The 16,529-nt window shown below is 45.2% G+C and carries 16 protein-coding genes; 14 read left to right on the top strand and 2 right to left on the bottom strand.

The features are described 5' to 3' along the window. The first annotated feature begins 72 nt into the window (after window positions 1-72). The 8 genes from Q0612_RS08090 (at window position 73) to Q0612_RS08055 (ending at window position 6,884) form a co-directional block, all read left to right on the top strand. Window positions 73-2,007, top strand: a complete 1,935-nt coding sequence (locus Q0612_RS08090; protein WP_298883141.1) for a TonB-dependent siderophore receptor — start codon at window positions 73-75, stop codon at window positions 2,005-2,007. Between the two features lie 4 nt (window positions 2,008-2,011). After that, window positions 2,012-2,977, top strand: coding sequence for an ABC transporter substrate-binding protein (locus tag Q0612_RS08085; protein WP_298883138.1), 966 nt, complete (start codon window positions 2,012-2,014; stop codon window positions 2,975-2,977). Between the two features lie 64 nt (window positions 2,978-3,041). Further along, entirely contained in the window at window positions 3,042-3,395 is a 354-nt protein-coding gene (locus Q0612_RS08080) for a CGGC domain-containing protein (RefSeq protein ID WP_293690695.1), read from the top strand. A gap of 147 nt (window positions 3,396-3,542) precedes the next feature. Continuing rightward, on the top strand, window positions 3,543-4,769 hold the full coding sequence (locus tag Q0612_RS08075) for a M20/M25/M40 family metallo-hydrolase (RefSeq protein WP_298883132.1): 1,227 nt from the start codon (window positions 3,543-3,545) through the stop codon (window positions 4,767-4,769). A gap of 608 nt (window positions 4,770-5,377) precedes the next feature. Continuing rightward, window positions 5,378-5,425, top strand: a complete 48-nt coding sequence (locus Q0612_RS11955) for a (Fe-S)-binding protein (RefSeq protein ID WP_367181714.1) — start codon at window positions 5,378-5,380, stop codon at window positions 5,423-5,425. A gap of 421 nt (window positions 5,426-5,846) precedes the next feature. Further along, on the top strand, window positions 5,847-6,317 hold the full coding sequence (locus tag Q0612_RS08065; protein WP_009145307.1) for a peptidylprolyl isomerase: 471 nt from the start codon (window positions 5,847-5,849) through the stop codon (window positions 6,315-6,317). Next, entirely contained in the window at window positions 6,318-6,581 is a 264-nt protein-coding gene (locus Q0612_RS08060) for a GIY-YIG nuclease family protein (RefSeq protein WP_009145306.1), read from the top strand. A 102-nt stretch (window positions 6,582-6,683) separates the two neighbouring features. After that, on the top strand, window positions 6,684-6,884 hold the full coding sequence (locus Q0612_RS08055) for a cold shock domain-containing protein (RefSeq protein ID WP_009145305.1): 201 nt from the start codon (window positions 6,684-6,686) through the stop codon (window positions 6,882-6,884). Between the two features lie 81 nt (window positions 6,885-6,965). On the opposite strand, the gene Q0612_RS08050 is transcribed toward Q0612_RS08055, so the two are convergent. Then, complete coding sequence (locus Q0612_RS08050; protein WP_298883124.1) at window positions 6,966-8,165, bottom strand: glycine betaine/L-proline ABC transporter ATP-binding protein; 1,200 nt, start codon at window positions 8,163-8,165, stop codon at window positions 6,966-6,968. Then, window positions 8,166-10,043, bottom strand: a complete 1,878-nt coding sequence (locus tag Q0612_RS08045) for a glycine betaine ABC transporter substrate-binding protein (protein WP_298883120.1) — start codon at window positions 10,041-10,043, stop codon at window positions 8,166-8,168. 452 nt (window positions 10,044-10,495) lie between these two features. Between Q0612_RS08045 and Q0612_RS08040 the strand changes: the two genes are divergently transcribed. The 6 genes from Q0612_RS08040 (at window position 10,496) to Q0612_RS08015 (ending at window position 16,418) form a co-directional block, all read left to right on the top strand. Continuing rightward, window positions 10,496-11,794 carry an ABC transporter substrate-binding protein gene (locus Q0612_RS08040; RefSeq protein ID WP_298883115.1) on the top strand — a complete coding sequence of 433 codons (1,299 nt, stop codon included), beginning with the start codon at window positions 10,496-10,498 and terminating at the stop codon, window positions 11,792-11,794. A gap of 67 nt (window positions 11,795-11,861) precedes the next feature. Beyond that, window positions 11,862-12,740 (top strand): carbohydrate ABC transporter permease, encoded by an 879-nt coding sequence (locus tag Q0612_RS08035; protein WP_298883111.1) that lies wholly within the window; start codon window positions 11,862-11,864, stop codon window positions 12,738-12,740. Beyond that, window positions 12,730-13,557 carry a carbohydrate ABC transporter permease gene (locus Q0612_RS08030; RefSeq protein ID WP_009145564.1) on the top strand — a complete coding sequence of 276 codons (828 nt, stop codon included), beginning with the start codon at window positions 12,730-12,732 and terminating at the stop codon, window positions 13,555-13,557. Before Q0612_RS08035 ends, Q0612_RS08030 begins: the two co-directional genes overlap by 11 nt. 4 nt (window positions 13,558-13,561) lie before the next feature. Beyond that, entirely contained in the window at window positions 13,562-14,653 is a 1,092-nt protein-coding gene (locus Q0612_RS08025) for an ABC transporter ATP-binding protein (protein WP_298883106.1), read from the top strand. A 21-nt stretch (window positions 14,654-14,674) separates the two neighbouring features. Next, a complete protein-coding gene (locus Q0612_RS08020) occupies window positions 14,675-15,430 on the top strand; it encodes a sugar phosphate isomerase/epimerase (RefSeq protein ID WP_298883103.1) in 756 nt (251 codons plus the stop codon). 373 nt (window positions 15,431-15,803) lie between these two features. After that, window positions 15,804-16,418, top strand: a complete 615-nt coding sequence (locus Q0612_RS08015) for a hypothetical protein (protein ID WP_298883101.1) — start codon at window positions 15,804-15,806, stop codon at window positions 16,416-16,418. The last annotated feature ends 111 nt before the right edge of the window (window positions 16,419-16,529 follow it).

Below are 16,529 nucleotides of genomic sequence, written 5' to 3'. Positions count from 1 at the left end.
GACTATATAATCTTTATCGTAATGATTTGCATTAGTTTTTTGAGTATGATTTAGTAAAGGAGCGAGTGAACTATGATGAAAAAAATGATTCCCCTACATTTGTTGCTGGGATTAAGCATATTGGCAACTGGAAATGCAGCAGCACAAACAGAAGCTTTACAGGAATACAGCTTGCCTGGCATGAACGTTACTGCTTTGGGTTATGAAAAATCTAATTTGGAAACTCCTGCCGATGTAACTGTTTATTCTGGTGAGGAATTGAAGAAAACTGGGGCAAACGATGTTGCTAACGCACTGAAGTATACAGCTGGCGTATATTTTACGCAGATGGGCCCTCATGACCAAAGCTTTATTACTGGTAACAGCACCTTGAGTCTGCGTGGCATTAAAGGCGGAACTTTAGTTTTGATTAATGGCGTGCCTGCAAGCTTTAATAATGTAAGCCATTTGGATATGTTGAATCTGGAAGCTGTGGAAAAAGTTGAAGTAGTTAAAGGTGGCGGAGCTGTTTTGTATGGCAGTGAAGCATATGGCGGCGTAATTAACGTAATAACTAAAAATGAATATAAAAACAGCCTTCATATTGCTGCCGGGAACAAGGGACAGCGTGATTACAGTGCTACAATTGGTGCTGGTAAGCTAGGCATAACCTTGGGTCGTAATGAAATGGGCGAAACGGGGATTTTAACTCAAAAGCAGGGAACTAAGACGATTAATGGTGTAAAAGTACCATATTATACAGGCTTTGGTGATAGTAAGAAGGATCATCTTGGCGTAAGCTATAAGTTTGATGATAAATTGAGCTTTAATTACATGTTTGACAAGAAAAAATATACTATCGATTACCTTGGTGCTGATAATAGCAAATTACAGCATTTTGATTATGATGACCGTGAGCATTTTGCACAATTGCATTTTAATGACCAAAATGGTTTTGATGCAACGGCGTACTATAATGAGCGTATTATCCGTAATCCGGATTATTATATTGTAAGACCTGACAATCTGGAATGGGAGCGTAGCAATCATAAAAACTATGGTGCTGATTTAAAAAAGGTTTGGCAAAATGATAAAGACAGGGTTTTGCTTGGCTTTAATACAAAACGTGAGCTTTATGTAGATGAAAATCAAAAATTTGCTTCTTTTGGCAATAGCAACAGTGCTCTTAAACCTTATGCACGCTTTGGCAGCTATAGCTTAAATGGTTATTCCTTCTATGGACAATATGACCGTAAGTTGAGTGAAGTAACTGATGTTGTTTTAAGTATGCGTGAAGACTTAATTCGTTCTGATGCTGGTAATTATAATGCGTTTTTGCCGCAGTTGCAGATTTTAACAAAGCTTGACCAGGAAAATTCACTTTATGCTAATGTTGGTCGTTCTTTCAGAATGCCTACATTCCGCCAACTGTATTATTCCAGTGGTGTAATACTGCAAAACCCTGATTTGAAACCGGAATATGGCTGGAATTATGAGGCTGGTTATAAGCATGATAATGGTAAAGAGCAGTTTAAAGCTGCAGTTTTCCATATTGACTTAGATGATCAGATTACAAGCAGAAAGGTTAATGGTCTTTCTCAGTCCTATAATGCTGCCAAATATAAAAATACTGGTATAGAATTAAGCTACACCAATCAGCTTGATGAAAATCTTACTTGGACTGTTGGCGGTATTTATAGCAAGCCGCAAAACAAAACAACAAATACAGCACCATGGAAGGATGTATTGGGCAAGTATCAGGTGATGACATCAATTGATTATCAGCACGATAAGACTAATGCATCTTTAAATCTGAGCTATATGGGTGGTCGTGTAAACAACAGCAAGCAAACAGATGTGAAGCCTATTCTGCTTTCTAATCTGCATGTCGGCCATGAGGTTTTCGCTAACGCAACATTAACACTGGATATTAATAATATCTTTAATCGTAGAGATTTGACTGATCCTGATGGTTTGTATTACACACAAGGAAGAACATTTTTGGTAGGATTGAATTATAATTTCTAAGCTTATGAAGAAATTATTATGGTGCTTTTGTTTGTTACTATGCTGTTTGGGATGCGTAGCTTGCGGACCTCAGCAAGATAAAAGTAGCGATCGGCAAAATATTAGTGTAAACAATTATAATTTTTTTGGAGATGAACAGAAGGTTATATTTAAACAAGTACCGCAACGTATTTTAGTGTGCGGTAATAGCGGAGTTGAAACCTTAGTGGCTTTGGGCGCTGGTGATAAAATTACAGCAGCTGTTCTGACGGAAGCTGAAGATAAAGGAAGTCTGCAAGCGCTTTTGCCAAATGCTAGAATTTATACGCAGCCTCTGCAGCTGGAGGCTGCTGTAGCACTACAACCGGATTTTATTCTTGGGTGGCGCAGGTATTTTGCAGATAATCAATTAGGTGATACGTCAAGCTGGATAGCTAAGGGAATACCTGCATACATTCAGGATGCGTCAGGACCCGTACCGGCGAAGGGAAGATTCCCTGCCTGTACAATTGCCAGTGAGAAAAGGTTTATCAGCAATATGGGACTTGCACTAGGAAGGCAGCAGCAGGCGCAGGATATAATCCAAAAGATTGATTCAGAATTGCAGGCTGCTGAGAAAATACCGGCACAAAAGGTTCTTTTTGTAGAATTTCTCAATGGTAATATAGAAGTCTTTGGTAATGACCTTTTATGCGGAGATATAATTCGTCATTATGGTTGTTCGTTAGTGAGTTACAGCGCTCCCTTTATCAGTCAGGAAGAACTGATGGAAATGCAGGCTGCTAAAATCTTTGTTGTCTATCATGGCGGGGAGCAGCAGAAGCAAGCAGCGTTAGCACAGCTGCATAATCCTCTGTATAAGCATTTACCGGCAGTAGCAAGTGGTCAGGTTTATCCTATAGCTTATAAGCAGATAGTAGCTCCAGGCAGTGATTTGTTAGGAACGTTGAAGTATGTTAAGCAATGCTTGCTTGCCAACCATCCTCAATAATGATAAAATCAAATAAACAGCAAGGCTGAAAATGCCGGCAAGTTATTTTTTGGAGGAATATAGTATGAAGAAAATAGCAATTCTGCGCTGCCTGATTACCTCCGCCTCCTGTGCGGGAGCAGGCTGCCTGCGTGCTCTGTATGAAAAGGATAAAGCCTTTGCGCAGTATGGTGATGAGGAGCTGCGTCTGATGGCGATGTGGACCTGCAACGGCTGTGGTAATTCCAAGCTGGAAAACCAGGAGGGCATTCGTAAGAAAATTGAACGCATGAAGGCTTTGGAGCTGGATGCGCTGCACATCAGCCACTGCACGCATAAAAAGGATGCCAATGGCGAAAAGCATCTCTGCCCGAAGATTAAAGCAATTATTGATGAACTGCAGGAAGCAGGCATTACTATCGTAGACGGTACTCACTAATATAATATGCAGCATGTTGTTAAGCAGTAGTCAGCGATGGCTGCTGCTTTTCACTTTATCAACTTAAAAAATCTCCCGTGGCAGGATTTTTTACCCGTTCTAACGAATAAATATAAATATGATTCCAAATACGAAAGGGGTAATAAAATGAGAGAAGCCGTAAAAAAGTATATTGCCGAGCATTATGAGGATTATGTGAAGGATTTGGAAGCCTTGACCAATATTGACTCCGGTAATGGTGACAGAGAAGGCACAGAGGCAGCAAATAAATTTGTTGCTGAAAAAATGACAGCTATCGGTGCTGCCACGGAGTTCAGATATAATGACAGAGCCTGCCACCTGATTTCCCGTTTAAAGGGAACAGGCAAATACACGATTCTGCTTGTTGCCCATGTTGATACAGTATTTAAAAAGGGTGAAGCTGCACGTCGTCCGTTCCGTGTTGACGAAAATAACTTTGCTTGGGGACCGGGTGTTGGTGATGACAAGGCTACTGTTGTAGAGGTTATATATGGCTTGGAAGCCTTGAAGGCTGCAGGCTTTGATAATTTTAAGGAAATTATTTATTATACTAACGGCGAAGAGGAGGGCGGCAGCAAGACTGCCGAGGATATCGTGGCAGAGCTGTCGCAGCAGTCCGATTTTGCGATTATTATGGACGTTGCCCGTCCGAACTGGGGCATTGTTACCCAGCGCAAGGGCAATGCCAAATATCGCGTTGAGGTTACCGGTAAGGGCGGACACCACGGCAACGCATCTCAATCCTGTGCTAACGCTATTCACCAGCTGGCTTATACAATTACCGAGCTGCAGAAGCTTGCCAGCCCCATGCCGGGAAATCCGGAGGATTATACGGCAGCAGCGTTGAAGGCACGCGGCATTGTTGATGCTGGTCAGTTCATTCCGCAGAATACCGTCAATGTTGGCGTAATCGGTTCTACTAATGACAAAATCAGCGTTATTCCGGGCGATGCCTTCTGCGAGGTAAATATCCGTTGCTTTACGATTGAAGAGCAGCAGCGTATTGATGCTGAGGTTAAGGCGTTGGCAGATAAGGTTGTTATCCCCGGCACCAGCATTAAGATTACCGGCGGCATTGTTACCGGTCCGATGCAGAAAACTGCCCAGGCACAGAAGATGGTTGATGTTTACAAGCGCATCGTTAAAGAGGAATACGGCGCTGAGGTAAACGAATGGGTAGCAGGCGGCCTCACCGACGGCAACCGCACAGCGAAGTTCGTACCGACACTGGATGCTTTGGGCGTAGAAAACTATGATGAGCATACCGACCATGAATCTGTAGATTTGAACACTGCAGTTCCCAGAACTACAGCCTTTGCACTGACTCTGGCTGAGCTGGCAGAAACCTTCTGATAAAACATTCATAATGAGTTGAAAGCTTTCCCCGCGTACTGAATGTGCGTCGGGGAAACTTTTTTGCTATATTCTGACTTTCTGTTGACCTTTATATGTTTTACATAATGACTAGACACTGTACTTGTGGTATAATAAAATAGTTAAAATCTTACAGATAAGGTGTGATGATATGTCGAAAAAAAGTAATAAATATGCAGGTGATCAGCCTGCCGCTTACGATCCTACGGGTGTAAGCGAGTATCTTGGCCTGGGACGCCCGATTGACTTTGATAAAAAGCCGGTGCGTATTGCTATGATGTGCGCTGTTGCCATTTCCGTTGTGGTAACGCTGTGGAAATGCTCTACCGGTATGGATTCCGGTGCTGCTGTAGTAAGCGCTTTAGGTTATGCTTTATCCTTCCTCTTCAGCTATATGCTGGCTTTGGAGCTTGACCCCGACCGTCAGCTCGGCGGTTTCATAGGCGGCGGTCTGACGCTGATAGCAACCTATTTTATGGGCGAGGGCAATATCCTGGTAATGCTGTGGCTGCTCTTTATCCTGCGTATGCTGAACCGCAGCTCCGGTGACAGACATCGTCTGATTGATAATGTTATTATGATTGGCAGTGCTGCCTGGCTCGGACTGCAGGGCTTGTGGGTATTCCCGCTGCTGACCGGTGCTGCCTATATTCTGGAAAGCCAAATTCAGGCAGGCTATTTCCGCAGCCTTTATCTGGCAGGTATTTCTCTGGCTTGCTTGATTTTTGCGAAGTATGATACTGTTGCCAATGAGCTGTCCATGAGCAATATTATTATCATGGCACTGGCCTTTATCCTTTTCCTGCCGGAAATCCGCGTGGCAGATTATGTGAAGTCCAAGGGTGATAAAAACGGCAAGCGTCTGCTGCCGAAGCGTTTGCAGACCATGCAGGGTTATTTCTGCATGATGCTGTTCAGTCTGACCTTTTTGCATGGCAATGCTATCGTACCGTCTTTGATGCCGGCTGTAGGTGCTGCGGCAGGCTGCGGTATCTATCTGTTTGTTGCACTGCTGAAGCATGAAGTATTTTAAAGCTATTCTGGAGGTAAATATCAATGAGTGAAAACAGAAAAATTAAATTTACGACTAATAAAGGTGTTTTCGTTGCCGAAATGTTTGAGGACAAGGCTCCGCTGACTACCAAAAACTTTATTGAGCTGGTAGAAAAAGGCTTCTACGACGGTATTATTTTCCACCGTGTAATCGACGGCTTTATGATTCAGGGCGGTGATCCGACCGGTACCGGTATGGGCGGCCCCGGCTACAAGATTAAAGACGAATTCGGTGAAGGACTGAAGCATGACGACGAGGGCATTCTGTCCATGGCTAATGCAGGCCCGAACACCGGCGGCAGCCAATTCTTCATCACTTTGGCACCGACTCCCTGGCTGAACGGCCACCATGCAATTTTCGGCAAAGTTGTTGAAGGCATGGATGTTGTACGTCTTATCGGCGTAGTACCGACTGATTTCCGTGACCGTCCGCGTGAAGCTGTGACCATGGAAAAGGTAGAGGTTGTAAAATAAATGGCGGCGTTTGTATATATGCTGCGCTGCAAGGACGGCAGCTTATATACAGGCTGGACCAATGATCTGGAGCACCGTCTGGCGATGCATAACAGCGGACGCGGCGCCAAATATACGCGTGGACGCGGACCGTTGGAGCTGGTATACAGCGAAGAGCTGCCGGATAAGGAAGCGGCTTTGCGGCGCGAATGCGCCATAAAAAAGCTGCGCCGGGAGCAGAAGCTCGCTTTGCTGCAGACATGGCAAGCTCGCATTGCAGAATAAAATTATAAAGATTCAGACAAATATTTGCTTTTCCTGTACATATAGGCTATAATAAGCTAAGTGAGTTTTAGCGGCTCAAATAGTAATTAGGGAGGCCTACAGATGACAGGCAAAGTTAAATGGTTTAATGCAGAAAAGGGCTATGGTTTTATCCAAAGAGAAGGCGGCAAGGATTTGTTCGTTCACTTCTCCGGTATTAAAAGCGAAGGCTTTAAAACCTTAGAAGAAGGCTGGAACGTAGAATTTGACGTTATCCAGGGTGACCGTGGCGAACAGGCAACTAACGTTGTACATGTTGAATAATAAATGCAAGTAAAAAGCTGATGCTAAGGCAGGGAACTGCCGGAGCATCAGCTTTTTTGCTGTTTGCGGGAGGATGAGAGTTCAGTTGGTGACAAAGGAGGATATCACGGAAGCCTTGGTGACAATACCGCAAAACAGTTTATTTTCATCAATTACGGGCAAAGGGAAGGGCGTGCTTGCCGAAAGCGGCATAATATCTGCCACGGGTGTATCAAGATTATCTATAACAGGAACATTACGTAAAATGCTTTTATCAAAGGTTGTATAGCCGGAAAGCACCTGCATAGCGCTATCCAATGTGATGATACCGATAAAGTGCAGATGCTCGTCAACTACGTAGGCACTGGATACGCCGCTGTTTTTCATGTTACGCAGTGCAACGGCGGCACCGTCGATATTGCGCACGATACATGTCTGCGTACTCATTACGTTACGTACAGTGAAGATTTTACTGGAATCGGCATTGTTGATAAAGCTACGCACATAGTCGTCTGCCGGGTTGGTAATCATTTCCTCCGGCGTACCGATTTGCACCATGCGGCCGTCGCGCAAAATGCCGACGTGCGTTCCCAGGCGGAAGGCTTCATTGATATCGTGGGTGATAAAAACAATCGTCTTACCGGTCTTTTCCTGAATACGCAGCAGCTCAAACTGTAAATCATTGCGCACTAAGGGGTCGAGCGCAGAAAAGGCTTCGTCCATCAGCAGGATATCGGGATCGTTGGCAAGTGCGCGGGCGATGCCGACGCGTTGCTTCATGCCTCCGGAAAGAGCACTGATGCGCGTTTTTTCCCAGCCCTGCAGGCCAACCATTTCCAGCATCTGCATAGCCTTTTCGGTACGCTCCTTCAGCGGTACGCCGCGAATCTCCAGACCATAGTAGGTGTTCTCCAAAACATTACGGTTGCTGATAAGTCCGAAGTTCTGGAAAACCATTGCTACCTTAGTTCGGCGCAGCTCCTGCAGCTGTTTATTGCTGAAATCGGTAATGTTATCGCCCTCAAGATAAACTGTGCCTGAGGTTGGTGGGTTAAGCATATTCAGACAGCGGATAAGCGTGGATTTGCCGCTGCCGGAAAGACCGATGAGAACAAATACTTCTCCTTTGTTGACCGTGAAGTTTATATCAATCAGACCTGCGGTGATGCCGGTGGCTTCCTGCACTTCGGTGCGGGAAGCACCTTGCTCCAGCATGGTCATAGCTTTTTTCTCGTTTTGCGAATGCTCCAGAGGAATAAACAGCTTGTACAGGTTTTTTACTTGCAATACGGGTACAGTCATTTATTTTCCCTCCTTTTTCTTGTCTGCCAGGCTTTGTGTCAGGCGGTCTATGATAATCGCAATAATAACGATAGAGATACCGGCGATAAGTCCGCGACCGGATTCGGTGCGGTTAATGGCAATCAGCACTTCCATGCCTAGGCCGTTGGCACCAATCATCGCGCAGGTTACAACCATCGCTACAGCCATCATCATCGTTTGGTTGATGCCTGTCATAATCGTGGGCATGGCCTGCGGAATTTGCACCTTGAACAGCGTTTGCCAACGCGAAGCGCCGAAGGCAGCGGAGGCTTCGACAACGTTGGGGTCAACCTGCTGAATACCGTGGCTGGTTAAGCGGATAACAGGCACGACGGCATAAACTACCGTAGCAAGAACTGCAGGCACCTTGCCGGGACCAAGCAGCATAACCGCGGGAATCATATAAACAAATGTGGGCATAGTTTGCATAGCGTCAAGCAGAGGACGCAGCAGTCGGTTTGCCAGTCTGCTGGTGGACACAAGGATGCCGATGGGCAGGCCTAAAAGCAGCGAGATGATAACCGAGGAAATAACTACTGCCAGCGTTTCATTCATCATGCTCCAATAGCCGAAGGCACCGATGGCGAAGAGTCCCAGACCGTAGATAATACCGCGCGACAGCTTGCCTGTGAGCACTTTGCCCAAGGCAGCGACAGCGATGATAGTTAGCCACCAGGGAATAAAGTTCAGCAATCGTTCGATAGAAAGAATGCACCAGGTAAGAATATCCTTCACCTTATTGAAGAAGCTGGCGTAGGTGGTGTTGATGTAGTTGACGAAATTGTCGATGGGCTTAGTCCAGTCTACCTGCACTTCTTCCGGAAAGCTAAGAAGCCAGTTGGCTGCAGTAGCATTATCGCCTTTGAGTGCTTTGGTGATGCTTTGTAGCTTATCCTCAGGCAGCCACTGTGCGAGCAGCTCGGGGTGGCGCTGCATGAACCAGATGGCAGCCTCGTCATAGGTGCATTTAGTATCTGCTATATGTGCCAGCGCTTCTGCGGTGAGTGCGCTGGTGGTGTGATATTTTTGCAGGAAGGCAACAAATTCCGGTGCTTTGCTTTGCAGCTGTTTGTTGGCAACGATGCAGACGGGAACGGAGCGTGCTTCCGTCAGTCCGCGTTGAAAGCCGACTTCGTTGTAGGGCTCGTCCTGCAGCAGAACTAGGTCCAGCTTGCCGGTGAGCCAGGTCGGCTCGTAGTTGTAGCCTACAATAGGTTCGCCCTTAGTGTAGGCGGCGAGGAAGGCGCTGTTCAGCGCCGGTTCGCTGCCGGAACGGAAGTAGACATAATTTTTGTTTAAGCCGTAGGCTTCATATTTTAAATAAAGTATCTTATCAATGCTCCATCCGGGAATAGCTCCGTAAAGACGGCCCTTGGTAGGATCTTCGGGATCCTTGAACAGGTGCGCATAGCGCGCCAGGTCTTTGACGGTTTTCAAATCCGGAGCGAGTGCCTTGATGCCACGCTTGGCGTCACCCTCAATAAGATAGCGGGGAACATAAAGGCCCTGCTTATCATCATCAAAGTTGATGCCCAGGTTGAGCAGCTTGCCGGTTTTCATGTCAGCTTCAAAGGTAGGCACGTTATCGGTCCACAGCTCCATATGCACATCTACGTCGCCGCGGAGCAGCGCCGTCTGGATGATGGGCGTGGAGCCACTGATAATCTTAGGCGTGATGTTATAGGCGTGAGTGCCGATGAAACCGGCAACGGCGTTGTGGAATTTGACACTGTCCCAGCCGGCGTCTGCAAAAACAACCTCTTGCTTTGCTTGCTCCTTAGCAGCGTCGACATTGCCTGCTATAAATCCCAGTGAGGTCAGTATGAGTAAAAAAACGGCTGATAATTTTCGTAACATGGCTTCACCTCCGTCAAAGCAATAAAAATAAAAATACTCCTCTTAAATTTATTTTACAAAGCAAAAATTCTTCTTGTCAACTGCAAATGCAACAATATATAAAAGAATAACTTTAAAAACTAAAGTTATTGTAAATGCAGAGTTTTGTATAAAGAGAAGTGTATGCGGATATTGGTGAGGATGATAAAAACTTCTGTCGAAACGCGGGACGTTTATAAAGCTTTATGATAGTAAAAGTTTTTAGGCTTATTAAGCAGTACTGTGATTTCAATAAGTTGAATTGCTTGGCGCTAGAGCAAGCTTAAGAATATTTTTCCCATTTCTGTAACCTTTTTAACACAGATTTAACCGTAAGCTTACTTTGGATTTTACATTCATCCGTTACAATAAAAGCACGTTGTAAAGATAACAACAATAATTTTCGTGGAATATCAGTAAACGGAGGAATGGAAATGAAACTGAAAAAAGTTTTGGCAGCAGCAATGATTTCCCTGCTGGCAACTACTGCACTTGTTGGCTGCGGTAGCGATAAGAAAAGTGCTGACACCGGCAAAAAGGTGCAGATTGAATACTGGCACGTTGCTGCTGAGAGCTTTGGCGGCGCAACCGTAAAGGAATTGGTTGCTGACTTCAACAAAACTCACCCGAACATTGAAGTAGTAGAAAAGTATAACCCGGATATGTACAAAGGCCTGACACAAAACCTGCAGGCTGCTATGGCTTCCGGCAAGAATCCGGACGTAGTACAAATGGGTTATTCCTTCCTGAACTACGCTGCTGAAAACTTTAAATACACCGATTTGAACGAAGCATTTAAAGCGGCCGGCGATGAAAACTTCATGAAAGACAATTACCTGCCGAACGTACTGCAGCTGGCACAAACCGAAGACGGCAAGCAAATCGGTCTGCCGTATTCCGTAAGTGTTCCTGTACTCTTCTACAATCCGGAAATTTTTGAAAAAGCCGGCTTAGATCCGAAAAATCCGCCTAAAACCTGGGAAGAGGTTAGCAAGGCAGCTAAACAAATTAAAGATAAAACCGGCAACATGGGCTTCTTCATGCAGGAATATGCCGATAACTGGACTCAACAGGCTCTGATCGAATCCAACGGCGGCCAAATGCTGACTAAGGTTGACGGCAAGGTTAAAGCAGGCTTTGATACTCCGGAATCTGCTGCAGCTTATCAGGTTATTGCTGATATGGTTAAAAACGGCAGCGGCTTGCATGCAACTAACGAAGAAGGCTTCCAGGCTTATCTGAGCGGCAAGCTGGGCATGGTTTGCACCACCATCGGTAAACGTGCTAACTTCGAAAAGGGCGCTAAGTTCAAAGTAATGGCTTCTCCGTTCCCTGCTTTTGGCAAAAAACCGACCAAGATTCCTGCAGGCGGCAACTTCCTGATGGTCTTCTCCAAAGATGCCGAAAAGCAAAAAGCTGCTGTTGAGTTCATCAAATATCTGGAATCTCCGGAAGCACTTGCTAAATGGAGCACCGGTACAGGTTACCTGCCTCCTCGCAAGGGCGTAGCTGATGATCCGAAGGGCTTCAAAAAGCTTGCTGATGAGAACCCCAACATTAAAATGGCTCTGCAAGAAATGACCAAGGTTACCAAATGGGCAAGCTTCCCGGGTGCTAACGGTCTGCAGGCTGAACAACTGCTGATTGATGCTCGCGATATCATACTGAGCGGTAAAATGAGTGCACAGGATGCATTACATCAAACTGCAGAAAAAATTAACAAGCTGCTGTAATTAGTCTGATAAATAAGCTGTCGCAGTTGCGGCAGCTTATTTTGCTAATAGCGCAAAGGAGGTTGCTATGAGTAAGAACAACAAGGAAGCAATACTTTATCTGCTGCCTGCTGCCGTACTTTTCCTGGTGTTTTATTATTGGCCGCTGCTGCAGAATATTTATCTGAGTGTTTTTTCCTGGAATATGATCAGCCCTAATCAAAAATTTGTGGGCCTGGAAAACTTTATCACTATCTTCAGCTCTGCCGAGCTGATTAAAATTTTAATCAACACCGTTTTGTTTGTAGCAATTATGCTGGTGCTGAATTTTGTTCTGCCTTATTTTTCTTCGTTTATCCTGGGACATTTAGTGCATCGGTGGACGGCGTTCTACCGTAGCGCGCTGTTTCTGCCGTCAACGTTATCACTGGCGGTAGCAAGTATTTTGTTCCTGTGGATTTATAATCCGCTGGCCGGACCGATTAACATTATCCTCAGCCAGTTTGATATTGCATCACCGCGTTGGTTCAAGGAAAACTATCTGGTTATTTTCGCTATCTGTACCATCATCGGTTGGAAGGTTTTCGGCTATAATCTTATCGTAATGCTGGCTGCTATGGTTGCAGTTCCTAAAGAGATGATTGAAGCTGCCAAGCTGGAGAACGCTTCTAACTGGGTTATCTTCAAAAAAATTATTCTGCCGATGACCTCTTCTACCGCAATTTATGTCTTTACGATAACAGTAGTTTTTGGTCTGCAGTACGTTCTTGTACCTGTAAATATGCTGACGCAGGGCGGTCCTGATCAGGGCAGCAGTAACCTTGTATATATTATTTACCAATATGCCTTTACCTTCTTCAAGGCAGGAACCAGTGCAGCCTATGCAGTTATTACTATGGTCTGCTATCTTGCCTTCCTCTTCGTGAAGAATAAATATCTGGAAAAGAAGGTGTACTATGAAAACTAAGCTGCAAAATGAATGGTATTGGCATGCGTTTCTGCTTATCGCAGTTTTCCTGATGCTGTGGCCAATAGTATTTATGCTTTCGACATCGCTGAAGGATTTGAACCAGGTTTTTGAATCTACCTTGAATCCTTTGCCGTTCCCGCCGACCTTTGACAACTACACTACTGTTTTGCATAACTTTCCGTTGCTGACCTATATTTGGAATACGTTTTACATTGCTATCGTAGTTACGGCCAGCAAGGCTGCAACAAGCGTGCTGGCAGCCTTTGCCTTTGTGTATTACAACTTCAAATATAAGGAAACAGTTTTCAATGGCATGCTGCTGACATTCTTCATCCCCATCACCGTTTTGATTATGCCGAACTATCTGATGATGTCCAAGCTGGGCCTGTTGGATACACCTTACGGCGTTATGCTTCCAGGTCTTGTAGACGGTATGGGTATTTTCCTGATGCGTCAGACTATGCGTGGTATTCCCAAGCCTTTGCTGGAAGCAGCAATTCTCGATGGTGCCAAACCGCATCAGGTACTGTTCAAGGTTATTATGCCTTTGATTAAGCCTTCGGTACTCGCGATTTCGATTTTGTTCTTCATTAACAGCTGGAACGAATATTTCTGGCCCCTGCTGATTTTGCAGGATAAAGCAAATCTGACGCTGCCGCTGGCATTGCAGATGTTTATCAGTGCCGAGGGTGGCAGTGAATGGGGCATCGCTATGGCTGTAGCAACGCTGACAAGCTTGCCTCCGCTAGTGCTTTACGGCTTCTGCCAGAAATTTATTATCAACACATTTATGCAATCGGGCGTGAAAGGATAAGAAGATGGAAAACTTACAAAACGATTACAGCATTATATTTTCACATGTACAAAAGGCTTACGGCAACAACATCGTTATCAATGATTTGAATCTGGAGATACAAAAGGGCGAGCGTCTGATTCTGCTAGGGCCTTCTGGCTGCGGCAAGACAACAACCCTGCGTATGATTGCCGGCTTTGAGGAAATCACCAAGGGCGAGCTGTACATGGACGGCCGTGTTGTTAACGATATCGCTCCCGGTGAGCGCAATATTGCTATGGTGTTCCAAAGCTATGCATTATTCCCGCATCTGAGCGTTTGGGATAACATCACCTTTGGCTTGCAGCTGCAAAAGCTGCCGCAGGCTGAAATGGAAAAGCGTGCGCGTATGGCGATGGAAATTCTGCATCTTGAAGGCTATGAAAACAAAAAGACGCATGAATTGAGCGGCGGCCAAAAGCAGCGTGTGGCGCTGTGCCGTGCGCTGGTAAAGCAGTCGCCATACTTTCTGCTGGATGAGCCTTTATCTAATTTGGACGCCAAACTGCGCCAAAAGGCACGTACCGAGCTGGTAAAAATCCATGAAATGTTCAAGCCGACCATGGTTTATGTAACTCATGACCAGATTGAGGCAATGACTGTAGCGCATCGTATTGCCGTTATGAACCAGGGTAGAATTCAGCAGATTGATACTCCGGCAAATATTTACCATCATCCTGCCAATACCTTTGTAGCAACCTTTATCGGTTCTCCGGCAATGAACATTCTGCAGGCAGAGATTTTAGACGGTAAAATTATTGTCGGGGACTGCGCACTGAAGCTACCGCAGGAGCGCTTGCAGGAAATTGGTGGCCGCAGTAAAGTTCTCTTCGGTCTGCGCCCGGAGGCTTGCACACCGAGCTTTGAAAGTGCTATGATTAATGGTAGGGTAGACTTTGTTGAAAATACAGGCAACCTGAAAACTGCTACACTTAAATTGGCGACTAACGAAAGCTTTTATCTGCAGGACAGTGACCAAGGCCTGCAAATGGAGGATATCCACGGCCTTAATTTCGATTGGCAAAATGTTTGCTTATTTGATGCCGAAAGCGGTGAAAACTTGGCGAAGGTACGCTAAGCCTTGAAGGGAGGAAGTTATATGCAATTTGAAGTCAGTGATTTACTCTTTCCGGGATTTACGAAGGATGCAATGAAGAAGCTTGATAAGCAGTATGGTATTGAATTCTTCTATGAGTTCGGCAAGGATTATTATTGGAAACAGCAGGTGGAGGAATGGGGCGAACGCGCACTTTCGATTCATGCTCCCTGTGTTGCGCTGAATCTTGCTGATTCCAAGCAGAAAAATTATGCCCGTGTTATAGAAAAGACCTTTGCCTATGCGCAAAAATGCAAGGCTGATTTTGTTGTGGTGCATACCAATGAAGCTATTGAGGGTGACAAGGAGCTTTTGCAGGCACGTGTTATCCGCCGTCTGCGTCAGGTTGTGAACCTGGGCAAGCGCTATGGCGTTAAGGTTCTTATTGAAAATGTCGGTCTGCGTACAAAAAATAATGTACTGTTTGATTTGCCGGAATATATTGCGCTGTTCGATATTTTCCCGCAGGCAGGTGCATTGCTTGATACAGGTCATGCGCATGTCAACGGCTGGGATATTCCTGCGGTAGTAAAGGCCTTGGGTGAGCGTTTAGCAGCCTGCCATGTTCATGATAACGATGGCAACGGTGATGCGCATTTGCCGGTAGGTCAGGGCGATATTGACTGGAAGGCATATTTCGGCGCTGTCAAAAAATATGCACCGCAGGCAACGCAGGTATTTGAATACTGCTGCGGCTTTAGCAATACCAAGGATTTGGAAGCGCATATTGCAGAGCTGAAAGCGGATTATAAATTATAACAGGTTATGACTGACAAATAAAAGCACTTAACGGAACCGAATATTGTTTACCCGGATTTTACCTTAAGGTTAATCTGCATTTAATATTCAACGGCTATACTATGTATAACAAAGATGAATTAAGTCTGCGATATGCGTAGGAGGTAAGCGTTATGCAGGATTTATACCCGATGTTGATTTTATTTGCCGGTTGGATGGTTGTAGATTTGCTGGTGTTTTAAACACTGTAAGAAAATTTGTCGTTTGCTGAGAGAGAGCAGGGAAAGCCTTGCTCTCTTTTCGTTTTCTTGGGAATGTATTATCAATTACTCTTTTCAGCTGGCTGTTTTCTTGTTACAATATAGTTAACGAATATAGCGAGGAGGAAAGTTCTATGAAAAAGCTGTTTCTTTGTATTCTCTGTCTGTTGATGTGTTCCGTTTGCGCTGCTACTCCTGCGAAAAAGGTAGTGCTGTGGTATCAGGTTCCGGAGGCTGTTCTGGAAGCGCAGAATCTTGAAAATGATGTTGAGAAAGGTAAGACTGAATTTGAAGCCTTCCTCATGGCAAATTACGGCAAGCGTTTCCCTGTACAGATGATTAAGCAGGCTGCTCCGGATAAGGAACTGACTGCCGCAGATGTATCCCTGGTTACTCGTCCTAACTGGGTGCCGGTTGTTGTGAAGCTCGATCTGGCCGGCGTTGGCAGCGGTGAAAAGCTGGTCGGCAAATACAGCACTGTGAAGGTTGCGCTGAAGGAAAGCACCGTTGTAGACGGCAAGCTGTTCAGCTATGATTACGGTATCAAAGAATATGACAGCAGCATGCTGCGTGTAGCAGGTTATGTTATTGCCAGCGAAGATGATCCGCGCATCAATACGAAAAATGCTGTTAATGACTGTATTACCGAGGCTTGCACTTTGAACAGCAAGATTAACCGCTATGCTGACCCTGCAGCCTATGACAAGGAAAATGCCCGTTACAACGGCGAATTTGAAAAAATTCAATAAAACGTCTGAGAGTGTATCCCGAAATATAGAAAAGCCCGAATCTCCTGAAGAGGTTCGGGCTTTTTGTGGTGCGCCCAGCATGGGCGATAACTAGGTGGTGAAAGTCCACTA

The organism is uncultured Phascolarctobacterium sp., from assembly GCF_937920985.1.
Lineage (GTDB): Bacteria > Bacillota > Negativicutes > Acidaminococcales > Acidaminococcaceae > Phascolarctobacterium_A.
This window is presented reverse-complemented; position numbering and strand designations above follow the sequence as displayed.

What these genes read in the sequence shown, in the direction of transcription:
- Q0612_RS08090 (WP_298883141.1), top strand. Translation starts at nt 73, where the DNA reads ATGATGAAAAAAATGATTCCCCTACATTTGTTGCTGGGATTAAGCATA.
- Q0612_RS08085 (WP_298883138.1), top strand. Translation starts at nt 2,012, where the DNA reads ATGAAGAAATTATTATGGTGCTTTTGTTTGTTACTATGCTGTTTGGGA.
- Q0612_RS08080 (WP_293690695.1), top strand. Translation starts at nt 3,042, where the DNA reads ATGAAGAAAATAGCAATTCTGCGCTGCCTGATTACCTCCGCCTCCTGT.
- Q0612_RS08075 (WP_298883132.1), top strand. Translation starts at nt 3,543, where the DNA reads ATGAGAGAAGCCGTAAAAAAGTATATTGCCGAGCATTATGAGGATTAT.
- Q0612_RS08065 (WP_009145307.1), top strand. Translation starts at nt 5,847, where the DNA reads ATGAGTGAAAACAGAAAAATTAAATTTACGACTAATAAAGGTGTTTTC.
- Q0612_RS08060 (WP_009145306.1), top strand. Translation starts at nt 6,318, where the DNA reads ATGGCGGCGTTTGTATATATGCTGCGCTGCAAGGACGGCAGCTTATAT.
- Q0612_RS08055 (WP_009145305.1), top strand. Translation starts at nt 6,684, where the DNA reads ATGACAGGCAAAGTTAAATGGTTTAATGCAGAAAAGGGCTATGGTTTT.
- Q0612_RS08050 (WP_298883124.1), bottom strand. Translation starts at nt 8,165, where the DNA reads ATGACTGTACCCGTATTGCAAGTAAAAAACCTGTACAAGCTGTTTATT.
- Q0612_RS08045 (WP_298883120.1), bottom strand. Translation starts at nt 10,043, where the DNA reads ATGTTACGAAAATTATCAGCCGTTTTTTTACTCATACTGACCTCACTG.
- Q0612_RS08040 (WP_298883115.1), top strand. Translation starts at nt 10,496, where the DNA reads ATGAAACTGAAAAAAGTTTTGGCAGCAGCAATGATTTCCCTGCTGGCA.
- Q0612_RS08035 (WP_298883111.1), top strand. Translation starts at nt 11,862, where the DNA reads ATGAGTAAGAACAACAAGGAAGCAATACTTTATCTGCTGCCTGCTGCC.
- Q0612_RS08030 (WP_009145564.1), top strand. Translation starts at nt 12,730, where the DNA reads ATGAAAACTAAGCTGCAAAATGAATGGTATTGGCATGCGTTTCTGCTT.
- Q0612_RS08025 (WP_298883106.1), top strand. Translation starts at nt 13,562, where the DNA reads ATGGAAAACTTACAAAACGATTACAGCATTATATTTTCACATGTACAA.
- Q0612_RS08020 (WP_298883103.1), top strand. Translation starts at nt 14,675, where the DNA reads ATGCAATTTGAAGTCAGTGATTTACTCTTTCCGGGATTTACGAAGGAT.
- Q0612_RS08015 (WP_298883101.1), top strand. Translation starts at nt 15,804, where the DNA reads ATGAAAAAGCTGTTTCTTTGTATTCTCTGTCTGTTGATGTGTTCCGTT.